Source organism: Streptomyces sp. NPDC043896, from assembly GCF_056435605.1.
In genome coordinates, this window is record NZ_JBWKEE010000021.1 from 16644 (window position 1) to 32074 (window position 15431).

The window sequence follows — 15431 nt, forward strand, 5'->3', positions numbered from 1 at the left end:
GACCGAGCAGCACCGCACGACCGACGGGAAGGGCCGCACATGGGCACCCAGCAGGAGAAGGACGAGCTGTACGCGCTCGACATCAGCGACGTCGAGTGGCAGGGCCCGCCCGGGACCAGCCCGGACGAGGAGCGGGTGGAGATCGCCAAGCTTCCCGAGGGCGCGGTGGCGATGCGGTCCTCGCTGGACCGCGAGACGGTGCTGCGCTACACCGCGGCCGAGTGGGAGGCCTTCGTGCTCGGAGCCCGGGACGGGGAGTTCGACCTCACCTGACGGCCCGCCCGGAGGCGGCGGAAGGGGGCGCGCCCGTGCCGGGCGTGCCCCCTTCGCGTGCTTCGCCGGGTTCAGAAGGCCTCGGTGAACAGGCGGGAGGCCTTCACGTCGGTGGCGCGGTAGTCGCCCTTGCCCCGCTCGATGAGCCGGGCGACGGACTCCAGCTGCTTCTGCATGTGGTCGGCGCGGGCGCGGTACTTGCGCTGGAGGTCGAGGTACTGGACGTGCGCCTCGCCGTCCCAGGTGTCGGTGACGACCTTCACGGCCGTCTCCATCTCCTCCAGGTCCTTGAGGATGTTCCTGGAGACGACGCGGATGCGGTCGGCCATCTGCTGCACGCTCTCGTACCGGACCCGGGTGTGACCGTCTGCGTGGCCTGCCATGTCCTTCTCCTTCGGGCGGGGGGTGTGCCGGGGCGGCGCGGGCGTCAGACGCCGTCGAGTCCGGAGCGGGGAGTGCCCGCGAAAGCGGCGGCGGGGCGGGCGTTGATCGTGTGGAACGCCGCGCGCACTTCCTCGTCCTGGGCGTTGGTCAGGTTCTTGGTCTGCGCGACGGCGTCGTGCAGGACGGTGAGCAGCCGGCGGATCTCGTCGTGGTCGAGGTTGAGGTCCGACTGGGCCCTCTGGAAGCCGCCGGCGCCTACACCGGTCCACCCGGCGTGTGCGGTGGCCAGGATGTCGGCGAGTTCACGGGCCTGGGTGGTCACCGCGTTCGCGGTCTCGGAGATCCTGCCGGCCGCCTTGACGACCGGGTCGTCCGCGAGTCCGAAACTGTTCGTCATCCGAAGCTCCTCGCTTCTCCGTTCCCCGGCACGACCGGCCCGGGGACTGCACCCGCATCCCCGGACCTGGGCGTGAAGTCCGGCGCCACTCTAGCCAGTTGGGACACCGCGTCCCCACCGTCCCCCACCCCGTTCACCCGGTCCCGTGAACGGGCCGCGCGTGTTCACGGCCGGCGGCTCCGGCGGGCGCGGGCGTCGCGTACGACGGTCGCGGTGCCGGCGATGACGGCGATGAGCACGCCCGTGACGCCGAGGGCGTACGTCCCGATCCGCCGGTCCCGCTCCCGCGCGGTCTCCGGCCCGGGGAAGGCGGCCGCCCGCGGTGCGGCCGCCGGGGGCGGGCCGGCGTCCGGGACGGGGGGCCCGGGCGGGCCGGCGTCCTGGGTGAGGGCCCGGACGGGGTCGACGACGCCCCAGCCGACGTAGTCGTCGCGGCCGTTGACGGAGCGCCGGGCGGTGTTCTGGATCTGCCAGACCACCTGCTGCGGGGTCCACTCCGGGTGCTCGGCGCGCAGCAGGGCGGCGACCCCGGCGACGTAGGGGGCGGAGAAGCTGGTGCCGCTGTCGGCGCACTGGCCGAAGCCGGGGACGGTGGACACCACGTCGACGCCGGGGGCGGCGACCCCGATGAAGTCGCCGGGCTGGGAGAACGCGGCCCTCTCGTCGTTGCGGTCGGAGGCGGCGACGGCGAGGACCCCGGGGAAGGCCGCCGGGTAGGTCCTGCGCTTGCGGCCGCTCAGCCCGTCGTTGCCCGCCGAGGCGATGACCACGGCGTCGGCGGCCAGGGCCCGCCGGACGGCCACGGCCAGTTCGGAGTCCGCCGTCAGCGGGGCGTCGGTGTCCTGGGAGACGTTGATGACGTGGGCGCCCGCGGCGACGGCGTGGTCGACGGCCCGGGCGAGGGTGGCGGCGTCGCCGTTGCCCTGTCCGTCGTTCTGCCGGATGGGGATGACGGTGGCCTCGGGGGCGAGGCCGACGAAGCCGGTTCCCCGCTGGGGGCGGGCCGCGATCAGCCCGGCGACCCTGGTGCCGTGGCCGAGGGTGTCGCCGGTGCCGTCACCGCCCTCCGGGGCGACGAAGTCCCGGCCGGCGCGGGTGTCGAGGGCGCCGGACAGCTGCGGGTTGGCGTGGTCCACTCCGGTGTCGATGACCGCGACCCGCACCCCCTTGCCCTTGGTCCGCGCCCACAGGGCGTCCAGCACCACCCGCTGGAGGGCCCAGGGCCGGCCGGCGATCTGTTCCTTCATCGGGAAGCCGCACTCCCCCGCCCCGTCCAGGGCCAGGACGTACGGGGACCGCGGCGCGGGCGCCGTACCGGCGAGGGCGGCCAGGGCGAAGGCGGCGGCCGCCCCGGCGGCCCGGGAGGGCTTCGACATGCCGGGCACGCTCACGAACCCTGTGGCTGGCGGGCGGAGTTGGTGTCCAGGCGGGGTCCTCTGGAGAGGAACTCCGACCAGGCGACCGGCACCCTGGCGGGGACGACGCCGCCGTAGCCGAGGCGCACCTGGGCCTGGCTGGGCTCGGGCCGGCCGTCTCCGGTGCCGCCCCGCCCGCGCGGGGCCGGCGCCCCGATGCCCGACCGCCCGGTGTCGCTGTCGCCGTTGGCCTGCACGGCGTACCGCAGGCCGGTGTCGGTGACCAGGAACAGGGCGCCTCCGGCGGCGGTGGTCTGGCGGCCCTGGACCTGGGTGTAGAGCAGGCCCGTGCCGGGGGTGACGTACGAGCCGGTGCCGCCGGCCGTGCTGTCGAGGGGGAAACCGGTGCCGGCCCACGTGCTCAGCCTCTGGCCGCCCCGGCCGTCGACGGAGCGCAGGACGTTGCACACGGTGTCCCGGCGCGCGCCGCCGCTCGCCGCGCCGGGGGTGTCGGCGACCCGGTTGACCTGGGTTCCGCGCCTGTGGGGCCACGTGACGTCCTCCTTGAAGGGGGGTGCGTCCGGGTCGAGGAACCGGAGGCCGGTCTCGCGGGGCTTGCCGTGCATGCCGAGGCCTGCGGTGGCGGGTGAGGAGATCAGCAGCCAGGCCACGAACTCCGAGACCGGGGCGATGCGGTCGGGCAGTACCACGAAGTGCTGCGTGCCGGAGCCGGTCTGGGCGGTCAGCACCGTGCCGACCCTGTTCCCGGCGCCGCCCGGCCCCCGTACGGCGGCGTTCGCCCCGGGGGTGCCGGGCAGCCGTGGGAAGGCCAGGTCGTCACCGGGGTTCAGGGTGGCCAGCCACTCCTCGGTCACGGGCTGCGGGGTGGCGCCGGTGCCGACCAGGGCCGTGGTCAGGGTCGCGGAATCCGGCTCGCCGTCGGGTAACCGGTACTTCGTGCCCGTCGAGTCGACGAGGAAGCGCTCCTGGGCGCCGCCCGTGCTCCGGACGTACAGCACTTGGGTTTCGGTGGCGCGGTTCCCGTCGTCGAGCACGCCCGCCTCCCGGTCGGCGAGGACGAAGGCGGCGGTCTGCACGCCCCGGCCGTTGCCGGCGGGCCGCTGGCACACCGCCCAGCGCTTGGGCTTCGCGGCGTCCGCCCCGGCGGGGAGCCGGTCGGGGGCGTAGGGGATGCCGATGACCGGGCCGCGCGGGGGCCTGCCCGCGTCCAGCACCCTGTCCTCGACCTGGACGACCTTCGACTTCCCCGGGTCGAGCAGCAGCCGCGCCGAGGCCAGGTTCAGGACGGGGTGCAGCCGGGTCCGGTCCTCGCCGTTCACCCGGGTGGTCAGTACCACGTACCGGGTCGTGGACTGCTTGCCGACGACGACCACCGCGCCGGGCTCGTCCCATCCCCGGGGCGCCTGCGGTCTGAACATGCCCCAGGCGCCGAAGCCCGCGACCAGGAGCGCGCCGGTCACCACGCCGGGCAGGACCGCGCCGAGCGGGCGCGGCGCGCCTTCCTCGGTGCCCGTGCCGGAGGGCTGGAGGAACGCGGCCACGGTGCGCCGCTTCGCAAAGGTGTACGCGTTGAGCTCATCACGCCGTGATGCCATGACCGCCTGCTTCTCCCCGCACGGCCGGTACGGCCGCTCGCTTCCCGGGCCTTCGTTGTCGGACCGGGCCCCTACTATGCCTCTTGACCGAGGGGCGAGATGGGGGGATGTGCGCGTGGGCACCACCGTGACGCGGCCGCGGACCGCCGCGGCCGCACGCGTGCGCGGCGGGGTCGCGCCGCGCACGGAATCCGGCCCGGGCCGCATCGGTCCGTTCCGACTGCAACAGCTCGTCCTGCTCCAGCTGGCGGCCGCCGCCGCGCTGCTCGTGGCCCGGGCGGCGGAGCCACTGCCGCGGGTGTGCGCCGGTGCCCTCGCGGTGGTCCTGGCCCTGCTCGCCCTCGTACGCCGCCGCCGGCGCTCCCTGCCCGAATGGATCGGCGGCGCCCTCGCGCTGCGCACCCGGCGGCGGCGCGCCGCCTCCTTCACCGTGCCGGCGGGGACCGAGCCCGGGCTGGCCCCGCTGGTCGAGGCCGATCCGGCGCTGCGGACCACGGTCTTCGGCGGCCGGGACCGGCGCCCGGTGGGGCTGGTCGGCGACGGCACCTTCCTGACGGCGGTCGTCCGGGTGGACGCGGACGCCACCGCGCTGCGGCCCGACCGCACGGAGCGGCCGCTGCCGCTGTCCCTCGTTCGGGACGTCCTCGAAGTCGACGGGATCCGGCTGGAGTCGGCCCAGCTGGTGCAGCACACCCAGCCCGCCCCGGCGCCGCACCTGCCGTCGCGGTCGGCGGCGGCGCTCAACTACGCGCCGTTGCAGGCCCGTACGGGTACCCCCGCGGTGCGGCTGACGTGGATCGCGCTCAAGCTCGACCCCGAGCTGTGCCCGGAGGCGGTCGCCGCGCGCGGCGGCGGCCTCGCGGGGGCGCAGCGGTGCGTGGTGCGGGCGGCGGACCAGCTGGCGAGCCGGCTGGCGGGGGCCGGGTTCCGGGCGACCGTGCTGACCGAGCAGGAGCTGACGGGCGCGCTGGCGACCTCCTCGTGCGCCAACCCGATGGCGATCACCCGGGCGGGGCGTGCGGCGGGCAGCGGCCGGCGGACCGAGGAGACCCCGCGCACCTGGCGCTGCGACGACCGGCGCCACACCACCTACTGGTTGGCCCGCTGGCCTCGGCTGGGCGGGACGGCGGCCGGACTGCCCCAGTTCGCGGCGCTGCTCACCTCGCTGCCCGCGCTGGCGACGAACTTCAGCCTGACGATGGCTCCGGCGGGGCGCCGGGGCGTGACGCTGACCGGGCACGTACGGGTCACCGGGCGCAGCGAAGGGGAACTGGCGGCGGCCCGGCGGGAGCTGGAGCGGACCGCGCGGGGCGTACGGGCGGAACTGGTGCGGCTCGACCGGGAACAGGTGCCGGGGCTGCTGGCCTCGCTGCCGCTGGGAGGGGCGCGGTAAAGGGGTGAGGGGTGAAGGGGTGAGGGGTTTGCGGAGGTTGAGGGGGTTGAGGGGTTCCGCTTCCGCCGCTGCCGCCGCTTCCCGGGGCGACGGCGCGGCGCGGGGCGGGTTCGGGCTGACCGGGCCGCGCCGCGGGCGGCACGTGGTCCCGGCCGCGGACCTGGACGCGCTGGCGCTGCCCGTCGGGGACGACGGGGTCGTCATCGGCGTGGACGCCGGGGGGCGGCCGGCGGTGCTCGGCGTGAACCGGCCCACGCCGTACGAGGTCACGCTGGTCGGCGGCCTGTGGACCGCGCAGGTGCTGGCCCTGCGCACGGCCGCGACGGGGGCCCGGGTCGCGGTGGAGACCGGGCGGCCCGAGGTGTGGTCCGGGCTGGCGCAGGCGGCCGGGGGCGGGCAGCAGTGCGTGACCCTGCACGACGTGGGCCGGGTCCCGCCGCAGGGCGCGTCGGCGGGCAGCCCGGTGCTGGTGGTCCGGGACTGCGGGATGCGGCCGCCGTACGGGCGGGTGGCGGCCGGGCCCTGGCAGTCGGTGCTGACCCTGCTGCCGTACCTGAGCCCGAGCGCGCCCCGGCTGGTGCGCGACTCGGCGTTGGTGGGCGTGCAGCGGGTGTCGCCGGACGAGGCGGAGCGGATCGGTGCGCTGCTGCGGCTGCCGGGTTCGGCGGTGCGGTCGCTGCCGACGCTCGGGGACGGGGTGACGCTGTGGTGCACGCCCCGGGACCGGAAGTTCGTGATGACCCGGGGGACGGAGACGGAGACCGGGCTGCTGGGGGCGGCCCGGCGCATCGACTGACGGGCGGTGCGTGATGACGGTTGCTCAGGGCCGGACCGGCCTGTAGGCAGGAGTACGGGGGCGCGACCTCGGGGGCTTTCGGGCACGGGGCGCGATTAGGCTGAGCGCGGGCGCGGCGTCGAGGTGGGCGCCGACCGTGTTCGACAGACCAGGAGGACCAGTGAGCGGCGATCGGAACGAGAGGCGCGGCGGGACGTGGGACGTCCCGACGGACGATCAGTCCGACGCGGAGCCCGAGATGACGGGCGAGTTCACCATCGACTACACCCCGCCGGCCTGGTACACCCAGGGCACCCCGGCGACGGCCGCGCCGGTCCCGGGGGTACCCGGGCTGCCGGAGGGCAGCGGCTTCGAACCCCACCGCCCGGCGGACGTGGTCTCGCCGCCGACGATGCGGATGGCACCGTCGGCGCGCCCGGCCGCCGCGTCCCCGGCCTCCCCGGCCGCGCCCGGGGAGGCCGGCTTCCCCGCCCGGGCGGCCGAAGCCCCGGACCACGGGCCCGCGTTCCCGGGCCAGGGGTCCGAGGCGCCGGCAGCGGCGGCAGGGCCCGCGCACGAGGCGCCGGGCCAGGGGGCCACGTTCCCCGGAGGCCAGGACGGTCCGCCCGCGCAGGGGGCCGAGGTTCCGGGCAGTCAGGCCGGCCTCCCGGCACAGGGCCAGACCCCCGTGACCGGGCCCGCACACGAGGCGCCGGGCCAAGGGGCCACGTTCCCCGGGGCCCAGGACGGTCCGCCCGCGCAGGGGGCCGAGGTTCCGGGCAGTCAGGCCGGCCTCCCGGCACAGGGCCAGACCCCCGTGACCGGGCCCGCGCAGGGGGCGCCGGGCCAAGCAGCCGCGTTCCCCGGGGCCCAGGACGGTCCGCCCGCGCGGGGCGAGGCCCCGGCTGCGGCGCCCGGGTTCCCGGGACAGGGGTCCGAGGGCGCGACGGGGGCTGCCGGCGGGGCTGCGGCCCCGCTCCCGGGCGGAACCCCGACGGGCGGTGCCGCGCCCGCGGGCGCGGGCGCCGGGGACCATGGCGCGGCCGAACCTTCGCAGGGCCCGGCGCCGCTCCCGGCGCTGCCCGGCAGCACCCCGGCGGGCTTCTCCGCCGCGCAGGCGGAGCCGCCGGCGCCGTTCGCGGTGCCGACCGTGGCCCCCATCGCCGTTCCCGCCGCGTTCGCCGAGGCCGAGCCCGCCACGCCCGCAGCACCCGCAGCACCCGCAGCCGAAGCCGCGCCCGCCGACGCCGTGCCCCCGGGGTACGCGGCGGCCGCCGGGGAGGCGGGTCCTCCCCGGACGCCCACGCCGGCCGAGGGCACTCCGGCACCCGGGCCCGCCGATCCCCCGTTCGGGGGACCCGGCGCCGAACTCCCGCCACTGCCCCCCGCGTTCGCCTCCTCGGGCGCGCCGCAGGGGTACGGGTTCCCGCCCGCCGCCGAACCGCAGGCCCCGCCGCAGGTGCCCCAGGGGTACGGCTTCCCGCCCGGGGCCCCGGAGCCGCAGTCCCGGCCGCAGGCACCCGTACCGACCCCGCAGGGGTACGGGTTCCCGCCGGCCACCCCCGAGCCGCAGCCGCAGCCGCAGCCCCAGCCCGAGGGGTACGGTTTCCCGCCCGTCGCCCCGCAGCAGCAGGCTCCGGCGCAGCCACAGGGCTACCCCCAGCAGGCGCAGCAGGCGCAGTGGCAGGGTCCGTACCAGCAGCAGCCGCAGCCCGGCCAGGGCCCCGGCGCCCCGCTCGGCTACACCGCCGCGGTGGAGCTGTCATCGGACCGCCTGATCCGGGCCAAGCAGAAGCCCAAGCCCTCGCGCCCCGGCTTCCGCTTCGGCGGCAAGGCCGCCGAGGCCGACCGTCAGCGGAAGCTGGAGCTGATCCGCACCCCGGTGATGTCCTGCTACCGCATCGCCGTGATCAGCCTCAAGGGCGGCGTCGGCAAGACCACGACGACCACCGCCCTCGGGGCCACCCTCGCCACCGAGCGCCAGGACAAGATCCTGGCCATCGACGCGAACCCCGACGCCGGTACCCTCGGCCGCCGCGTCCGCCGCGAGACCGGCGCGACGATCCGGGACCTGGTCCAGGCGATCCCGTACCTGCACTCGTACATGGACATCCGGCGGTTCACCTCGCAGGCCCCCTCCGGGCTGGAGATCATCGCCAACGACGTGGACCCCGCGGTCTCGACGACCTTCAACGACGAGGACTACCGCCGCGTCATAGAGACGCTCGGCCGCCAGTACCCGATCATCCTGACCGACTCCGGCACCGGACTGCTCTACTCCGCCATGCGCGGCGTCCTGGACCTGGCCGATCAGCTGATCATCATCTCGACCCCGTCCGTGGACGGTGCCAGCAGCGCGAGCACCACGCTCGACTGGCTGTCCGCCAACGGCTACGCGGACCTGGTCGCGCGGTCGATCACCGTCATCTCCGGGGTCCGCGAGACCGCCAAGATGATCAAGGTGGAGGACATCGTGCAGCACTTCGAGACCCGCTGCCGCGGGGTCGTCGTGGTGCCGTTCGACGAGCACCTCGCCGCCGGCGCCGAGGTGGACCTCGACCTGATGCGGCCCAAGACCAGGGAGGCGTACTTCAACCTCTCCGCCCTGGTCGCCGAGGACTTCGTACGCGCCCGGCAGCAGGCCGCGCAGATCCACTGGGGCGCGCCCCAGGGACACCAGCCGCCCCAGCACCCCCAGCAGCAGCCGGGGCAGCCCCCGCAGGGCCCGTACCAGCAGCAGCCGGGGCAGCCGCAGGGCGGGTCGCCGTACGGGCAGACGCCCTACCCGCAGCCCGGTCAGCCCTGGCAGCAGCCCCCGGCGCCCCAGCAGCCGCAGTACCCCGCCCAGCAGCCGCGCGACCCGCGCCTCGGGTAGGCCCCGGGAGACCGCGAAGGGCCCGTACCGTCCCCCAGGACGGTACGGGCCCTTCCCCGTCGCGGAGACCCGGGGGCCGGTGGACCGGCGTCAGCGCCGCGCGGCGTCGAAGGCGTCCGTCAGGACCCGCGCCCGCTTCACGTCGTCCGCGATGGCCTCCAGCAGCCCGTCGAGCGACTCGAACTTCGCCATGCCCCGCACGTACGCGAGGAACTCGACGGACACCTGCTTGCCGTACAGGTCCAGCCCGACGCGGTCGATCGCGTACGCCTCCACGGTCCGCTCGGTGGCGTCGAACTGCACGTTCGTGCCGACCGAGATCGCCGCCGGCATCCGCTCGCCGTCCGCCGTCAGCCAGCCCGCGTACACCCCGTCGGCCGGGATCGCGGTGTGCGGCTGCGTCTCGACGTTGGCCGTCGGGTAGCCGAGCTCGCGCCCGCGCTGCGCGCCGCGCACCACGACGCCCTCGATCCGGTGCGGGCGGCCCAGGATCTCGGCGGCGCCCTCCATGTCCCCCTCGGCGACCAGCCTGCGCGCCAGGGTGGACGAGAACGGCACGCCGCCGCCCGCCTCGCCGCGCTCCACCAGGTCCACGACGTCGACCTCGTAGTCGTACGTGGAACCCAGCTCGCGCAGGAAGTCGACGTTCCCCGCGGCCCGGTGGCCGAAACGGAAGTTCGGGCCCTCGATGACGGCGCGCGCGTGCAGCTTGTCGACCAGCACCTTGACGATGAAGTCGGCCGGGGACAGCTGCGAGAACTCCGCCGTGAAGGGCAGGATCAGCAGCGCGTCCACGCCGAGGCCGGCCATCAGCTCGGCACGCCGGTCGTAGGGGGCCAGGATCGGCGGGTGGCTGCCGGGGCGCACGACCTCGCTCGGGTGCGGGCTGAAGGTGACGACGACCGCCGGAACGCCCAGCTCGTGGGCCTTGGCCACGGCCCGCCCGATGATCAGCTGGTGCCCCCGGTGCACACCGTCGTAGGAGCCGATGGTGACGACGCTGCGTCCCCAGTCCTGGGGGATGTCCTCCAAGCCACGCCAGCGCTGCACTGTGACCGCTCCTCGCCCGAACCCGTGTAGTCCCTGTACTGATGTGCCGATTGCAGGTCTAAGACTGCCATGCCGTCGGCCGGTGCCCCGCATCGGCTCTGGCCGGAATCGTTCGACGCCTCACGTAATGTCCGGCGCGGCTCTACGAAGAGTCTCCACGGTACGCCGGGCGCCCGGCCCGAGCAGTGCCGCCGCCTCCGTCGCGGCCTCCGTCAGCCAGCGGCAGACCAGCGCCCCGAACACCGGATCGGCCCGGGCCAGCTCCACCGTGCGGTGCTCGAAGACCTCGGGCCCGCCGGGTACCCGCAGCAGCTGCCGGCCGGTGCGCCGCAGCAGCTCCCGGGTACGGGCCTCCGGCCGCCGGCAGCTCCCGGCGGCGAGCCCCGCGAGGAAGGCGCCCAGCACCGCCGGATCGGCCTCCTCGCGCAGCAGTACGTCGCCCAGCTCGGCCCGCAGCGGGTACGAGGACTCCGCCCCGGGCGCGGCCAGTACGCCGGCCAGCCCGGCCCGCACCTGCTGCGGGGCGCCCCGCAGCAGGCCCAGGACCAGCGGGCGCAGCACCGGCCCGGCGGCGGGCCCCTGGTCGAGGCGCCGGTCCACGAAGGCGGCGGCGTGCGGGGCGTCCTCGGGGTGCCGGGCGAGGTGCTCCCGGACGAGGTCGGCCGCGCGGCGGGCCAGGCCCGGGGTGGTCAGCGCGGCCAGGGCCCGGATCACCTCCCCGTCGGCACGGGCCCGCAGGGCGGCGAACACCGCGTCCTGGTCGGGCAGTACGGGCAGCGCCGCGACCAGCGCGGAGGCGGGGAGCCGCGGTCCGCCCGCGGGGTCGCGGAAGCGGTCGAGGGCTTCGGGCAGGCACTGGGCCCGGGCCTGGGGGTCGCGCAGCAGGATGCCGAGGGCGCTGCCGTGCAGGCCGGTGTCGCCGGGCCGGTCGAGGAGCGCCCGGGCGGCGCCGCGCAGCAGTTCCCGGTCGGCGGGGGTGCGCACGTGCGGGGCGGTGGCCAGGCCGTACGCGGCGGCGGCCACGCGCCGTTCGGGCCGTTCGTCGTGTGCCCAGCGGTCGACGGCCCGGCACAGCGCGGAGGGTTCGTCCTCGGCGAGGACGGCGAGCAGTTCGTCGGCGCGGTGGTGGGCGGCGCCGACCAGGGTCTCGGTGAGCTCGTCCACCGCCAGGCGGCGGTGGGTGTGCAGCAGTGCCTGGGCGGCGGTGGCGACGGTGGCTCCGGGGCGGCCGCGCAGCCGGCGCTCGTCGGTGAACCAGGCGCAGACCAGCGGCAGGACGAGCCCCGGGGCGCGGGCGAGGCGGCGGGCGGCGGCCTCCAGGTAGTGGTGGTCGGAGGGCAGCAGGCGGCGCAGCAGGTCGAGGCGGTCGGACTCGGGCAGCCGGAGCCGGTTCCAGAACCAGCCGCCGAAGTCGGCGGGGCCGGCCCGCGCCACGTGCTCGGCGAGGGCGTGCAGGACGGGCAGGTACGGGGTGGCGTCGGCGGCGCCGAGCAGGGTCCCGCGCAGCAGCCGGGAGGCCCACCAGACCCGGTCGGGGTGGACGGGGTCGGCCGCCGCCCGCTCGGCGAAGGCGTTCAGGGCGCCCACCAGGGTGTCCAGCCGGGCCCGTGCCTCGGCGGCGGGGAGCCTGCGGAGGGCTTCCAGTACGGGCCCGATGCGGTGCCGGGGCACGGGCGGGCCGGTGTCGGCGGGGCCCCGGTGCACGAGGGCGTCCAGGGCGCTCGGGACGTCGAGGTGCCCGGCCTGGAGCCAGTCGGACAGCTCCTCGTGGGCGAGGCGGTAGCCGGGGCCGGCGGGGACCAGCAGGCCCTCGGTGAGGACGGCGGAGGCCCAGCCGGTGCGCCAGGGGAACAGCTCCTCGAAGGCGGCCCGGTCCAGCCGGCCCTGCCCGGGCCCGAGGCACCGGCGCGCGGCCTCGTGCACCCGCCCGGCGACGCGGGCGGCCAGCCGCCGCACCCCGGGGCCGTGCACGGCGGCCCCGCGCGCGGCGGCGGCCGCGATGCGGACGGCGACGCGCAGGGCCAGCAGGTCCAGGTGCGCCGCGAAGACCTCGTCACGGCCCGGGCGGCCGGCGGTGACCCCGGCGGCGCGGATCCCGGCGAGCAGGCTCAGGGTGAGGGGGTGCCGGGCGTCGGCCTCCCGCACCGCGTCGTCCGGGATGCCCAGCCGGGCCCGGACGGTGCGCGCCTCCTCGGGGGTCAGGTCGCCGACGGGCAGCGCGGGCGGCAGCCGCCGGGCGGCGCGGTCCGGGACGTGCAGCAGCTCCGGCGGGTAGAGCTCCCCGGCCCGCTCCCAGTACTCGGGCCGGGCCGCGACCACCAGCCGGGCCCCGGTGCCGCACAGCCAGGCGGAGGTGGAGACGGTCCACCGCGCGAGGCGGTGCGCGAGCTCCGGCGGCATTTCCTCGGGGGTGTCCAGCACGACCAGCAGCCCCCGCCCGGCCTGCCGCGCGAGCCGGGCCACGCGCTCGCCGATCCCCTCCGCGACGCCCGGCCCGCCGGAGCCCGGGACCGGACCCGGGACCGGACCCGGGACCGGACCGCCGGAGCCCGGGCCTGCGGGGCGGGCCGGTTCCGGCGGGGAGGGCGAGGCGGCGGGCGGCGCCGGGACGGGCGGCGCGGCGGGCGCCGCCGAGTCGGCGGTGACGATGCGGGCCGCCGCCGTCAGGGACCGGGTCACGGCGTCGGCCAGGGAGGCGTCGGCGGCACGCAGGTCGGCGCCGCGCAGCCAGAGCGTCGGTGCGGGGCGGGGTCCGCGCGCCCGGTCGGCGGCGAGGGCGGCGAGGGCGGTGGTGCGGCCGGTGCCGGGGGCGCCGACCAGGCCGAGCACGAGGGCCTGCCCGGCGGTGAAGGCGGCCAGCCCGGCGGCGATGCCGGGGCGCGGCACGAGCTCCGGCCGGGGGGTCGGGCCGGGTCCCGGCCCGCCGTCGGACCCGCCGTCCGGCCCGGGCGCGGCGGTGGCGGCCGGGGGCAACGCCGAGCCGACGGTGGTGGCGGTCAGCTCCAGGGCCCCGGCCAGGTTGAGGTCCGCTCCGTAGCCCGGGACGGTGGCGGAGTTGCGCTCCAGCAGTGCCGCGAGGAGGCCGCCGGGTGCGGCCGCGGCGGCTGCGCGCAGGGGGACCGCGAAGCTCCCGGAGCGGTGCTCCGCTTCGAGAGCGGTGCCGAGGACCGCGAGCACCGCTCCGGTCCCCGCGTCGAGGACCGGCCCCCCGCAGACGCCGCCGTGCAGCAGGGCGTCCCGGCCGGCGGTTCCGATGGCCAGCTCGACGGTGGCGGGCAGGACGTGGCGGCGGTCCGCCCAGGTGTAGCCGACCTCCGCTCCGGCCGCGAGCACCCGTGCCTGTCGCCAGCCCCGCGCGGGCAGGCGTACGTACGTCCCGGGAGGGATTTCCTCGCGCATCGCCACGGGCAGCGGCCGCATCCCGAGTCCGTCGCTGCGCACGAGGGCCAGCCCGAGCTCCGGCAGGGGGGTGACGTCGTCGGCGCCGGCCGGCCAGGTGCGGTCCCCGGGGCCCGGCGCGTGCAGGACCACGCGGGCCAGTCCGTGGACCGCCGCGTGGCTGGTGATCACGGTGCCGCGGTCGTCGGCGACGAAGCCGGTGCCGCGCGGCCGCCCGTCCGGATCCCGGATCGCCACGAGTTCCGGGGCACCCGCGGCTCCCGCGAAGGCGGTGCCCCTCGTACCGCCCGTGACCTCGTCCGCCATCGCCGCACCACTCCCCCGCCGCGGGACCCGTGTTCACGACGGTAGGCAAGTGAAGATCAGCGCGAAAAGCACGCGTGGCGAAAGCGCCCCCTTGCGCTCCCCGCATTCACTCCGAGCGCCTGCTCGGACGGGTGAATACGGTGCTCCGGGTGGATAGAGACCTACCCGAGGGGGGTCGTGGAGCGGTGAGCAGCGATCCGTGGGCGCTCACCGCTCCACGTCAACGAGGAGCGGTTCCCCTCAGGCGAAGACCGCGAGGGCCTTCGCCTTGCCGCCCTTGCTCTCCACGAGCCCGAGCAGCCGGCCGTCCGGGCCGTAGACGGCGACGGTGCGGCCGTCCTGGTACTCGTCCGGCATCTCGATCCGCACGCCGTTGGCGAGCAGCGAGGCCCGGCGGGCGTCCAGGTCCCAGCGCGCGAAGGCGGCGGCCGCGGCCTCGCCGATCGGCATGACGGTCAGCTCCTCCTGGAGCTGGTCCAGCGTGCGCGCCTTGTCGAGCTTGTACGGGCCCACCCGCGTGCGCCGCAGCGCCGTGAGGTGGCCGCCCACGCCGAGGTCGGCGCCCAGGTCGCGGGCGAGGGCGCGGATGTACGTACCGCTGGAGCAGACGACGGAGACGACGAGGTCGACGACCTTGGTGCCGTCCTCGGCCTCGGCCTCGCGCATGTCGTACACCTGGAACGACGAGATGGTGACCGGGCGGGCCGGGATCTCGAAGTCCTCGCCGTCGCGGGCGCGCTTGTAGGAGCGCACGCCCTTGATCTTGATGGCGCTGACCTTGGACGGGACCTGCATGATGTCGCCGGTCAGCTTGGCGATGCCCGCGTCCACGGCCTCGCGGGTCACCCCGGAGGCGTCGGCGGACGAGGTGATCTCGCCCTCGGCGTCGTCGGTGAGGGTGTTCTGCCCGAGCCGGATGGTGCCGAGGTACTCCTTCTCGGTCAGCGCGAGGTGGCCGAGGAGCTTGGTGGCCTTCTCCACGCCGAGGACGAGGACGCCCGTCGCCATCGGGTCGAGGGTGCCGGCGTGGCCGACGCGGCGGGTCTTGGCGATCCCGCGCATCTTGGCGACCACGTCGTGCGAAGTGAAGCCGGACGGCTTGTCGACGATGACAAGTCCGTCCGGAGTCTTCCCTGCGTTGGTGCTCATTCCGCGGCTGCGTCCTCGTCGTCCTCGTCGCCCGGCTTCTTGTACGGGTCGGCGTCGCCGGCGTACTTCGCGCCGGAGGACACCTCGCGGACCTGGGCGTCGGAGGCCCGGGCCTTGTCGAGGAGGTCCTCGATGGTGCGGGCGTTCTCCGGGAGGGCGTCCGCGACGAAGGTCAGGGTGGGCGTGAACTTGGTTCCCGCCGCCCGGCCGACCGCGGAGCGCAGCACGCCCTTGGCGCTCTCCAGGCCCGCTGCCGCGCTGGCCCGGTCCTCGTCGTCGCCGTAGACCGTGTAGAAGACCGTGGCCTCCCGCAGGTCGCCGGTGACCCGGGTGTCCGTGATGGTCACGTGCGTACCGAGGCGGGGGTCCTTGACGCCGCGCTGCAGCTTCTCGGCCACCACCTCCCGGATGAGGTCCGCCAGCTTCTTCGCCCGCGCATTGTCGGCCACTGGTCCGTCT

Annotated in this window: 12 protein-coding genes; 4 read left to right on the forward strand and 8 right to left on the reverse strand. The window is 76.6% G+C overall.

Translation table 11 applies throughout. The features are described 5' to 3' along the window. Positions 1-39: 39 nt before the first annotated feature. Positions 40-273 (forward strand): DUF397 domain-containing protein, encoded by a 234-nt coding sequence (locus AC069X_RS27080; RefSeq protein WP_079430064.1) that lies wholly within the window; start codon positions 40-42, stop codon positions 271-273. 71 nt (positions 274-344) lie between these two features. Here the strand turns inward: AC069X_RS27080 and AC069X_RS27085 are convergent, their stop codons facing one another. The 4 genes from AC069X_RS27085 to eccB all read right to left on the reverse strand — a co-directional run bounded on the left by AC069X_RS27085 (position 345) and on the right by eccB (position 4025). After that, positions 345-656 (reverse strand): WXG100 family type VII secretion target, encoded by a 312-nt coding sequence (locus AC069X_RS27085; RefSeq protein ID WP_478732334.1) that lies wholly within the window; start codon positions 654-656, stop codon positions 345-347. A gap of 44 nt (positions 657-700) precedes the next feature. Further along, complete coding sequence (locus AC069X_RS27090; RefSeq protein WP_478732336.1) at positions 701-1054, reverse strand: WXG100 family type VII secretion target; 354 nt, start codon at positions 1052-1054, stop codon at positions 701-703. A gap of 164 nt (positions 1055-1218) precedes the next feature. Continuing rightward, on the reverse strand, positions 1219-2430 hold the full coding sequence (gene mycP / locus AC069X_RS27095; RefSeq protein WP_478732338.1) for a type VII secretion-associated serine protease mycosin: 1212 nt from the start codon (positions 2428-2430) through the stop codon (positions 1219-1221). An 11-nt stretch (positions 2431-2441) separates the two neighbouring features. Continuing rightward, entirely contained in the window at positions 2442-4025 is a 1584-nt protein-coding gene (gene eccB, locus AC069X_RS27100; RefSeq protein WP_478732340.1) for a type VII secretion protein EccB, read from the reverse strand. Between the two features lie 76 nt (positions 4026-4101). Between eccB and eccE the strand changes: the two genes are divergently transcribed. The 3 genes from eccE to AC069X_RS27115 all read left to right on the forward strand — a co-directional run bounded on the left by eccE (position 4102) and on the right by AC069X_RS27115 (position 9068). Further along, positions 4102-5418 carry a type VII secretion protein EccE gene (eccE, locus tag AC069X_RS27105; protein ID WP_478732342.1) on the forward strand — a complete coding sequence of 439 codons (1317 nt, stop codon included), beginning with the start codon at positions 4102-4104 and terminating at the stop codon, positions 5416-5418. Positions 5419-5464: 46 nt separating this feature from the next. Continuing rightward, positions 5465-6214, forward strand: a complete 750-nt coding sequence (locus AC069X_RS27110) for a hypothetical protein (RefSeq protein ID WP_478732344.1) — start codon at positions 5465-5467, stop codon at positions 6212-6214. A gap of 160 nt (positions 6215-6374) precedes the next feature. After that, positions 6375-9068, forward strand: a complete 2694-nt coding sequence (locus tag AC069X_RS27115; RefSeq protein ID WP_478732346.1) for an SCO5717 family growth-regulating ATPase — start codon at positions 6375-6377, stop codon at positions 9066-9068. 90 nt (positions 9069-9158) lie between these two features. Here AC069X_RS27115 and AC069X_RS27120 read toward each other — a convergent pair whose 3' ends face one another. The 4 genes from AC069X_RS27120 to rbfA all read right to left on the reverse strand — a co-directional run bounded on the left by AC069X_RS27120 (position 9159) and on the right by rbfA (position 15421). Then, positions 9159-10118 (reverse strand): bifunctional riboflavin kinase/FAD synthetase, encoded by a 960-nt coding sequence (locus AC069X_RS27120; RefSeq protein ID WP_478732348.1) that lies wholly within the window; start codon positions 10116-10118, stop codon positions 9159-9161. Between the two features lie 120 nt (positions 10119-10238). Then, positions 10239-13823, reverse strand: a complete 3585-nt coding sequence (locus tag AC069X_RS27125; protein WP_478732350.1) for a serine protease — start codon at positions 13821-13823, stop codon at positions 10239-10241. 240 nt (positions 13824-14063) lie between these two features. Beyond that, positions 14064-14972: a tRNA pseudouridine(55) synthase TruB gene (gene truB / locus AC069X_RS27130; RefSeq protein WP_478732352.1), complete on the reverse strand. Its 909-nt coding sequence runs from the start codon at positions 14970-14972 to the stop codon at positions 14064-14066. Beyond that, positions 14969-15421, reverse strand: a complete 453-nt coding sequence (rbfA, locus tag AC069X_RS27135) for a 30S ribosome-binding factor RbfA (protein ID WP_362468381.1) — start codon at positions 15419-15421, stop codon at positions 14969-14971. The genes truB and rbfA overlap by 4 nt, the downstream gene beginning before the upstream one ends. Positions 15422-15431 lie beyond the last annotated feature (10 nt).

Excerpts from the sequence above, each read along its gene's own strand:
- AC069X_RS27080 (WP_079430064.1), top strand. The coding sequence starts at position 40 with ATGGGCACCCAGCAGGAGAAGGACGAGCTGTACGCGCTCGACATCAGC.
- AC069X_RS27085 (WP_478732334.1), bottom strand. The coding sequence starts at position 656 with ATGGCAGGCCACGCAGACGGTCACACCCGGGTCCGGTACGAGAGCGTG.
- AC069X_RS27090 (WP_478732336.1), bottom strand. The coding sequence starts at position 1,054 with ATGACGAACAGTTTCGGACTCGCGGACGACCCGGTCGTCAAGGCGGCC.
- mycP (WP_478732338.1), bottom strand. The coding sequence starts at position 2,430 with ATGTCGAAGCCCTCCCGGGCCGCCGGGGCGGCCGCCGCCTTCGCCCTG.
- eccB (WP_478732340.1), bottom strand. The coding sequence starts at position 4,025 with ATGGCATCACGGCGTGATGAGCTCAACGCGTACACCTTTGCGAAGCGG.
- eccE (WP_478732342.1), top strand. The coding sequence starts at position 4,102 with ATGCCTCTTGACCGAGGGGCGAGATGGGGGGATGTGCGCGTGGGCACC.
- AC069X_RS27125 (WP_478732350.1), bottom strand. The coding sequence starts at position 13,823 with ATGGCGGACGAGGTCACGGGCGGTACGAGGGGCACCGCCTTCGCGGGA.
- truB (WP_478732352.1), bottom strand. The coding sequence starts at position 14,972 with ATGAGCACCAACGCAGGGAAGACTCCGGACGGACTTGTCATCGTCGAC.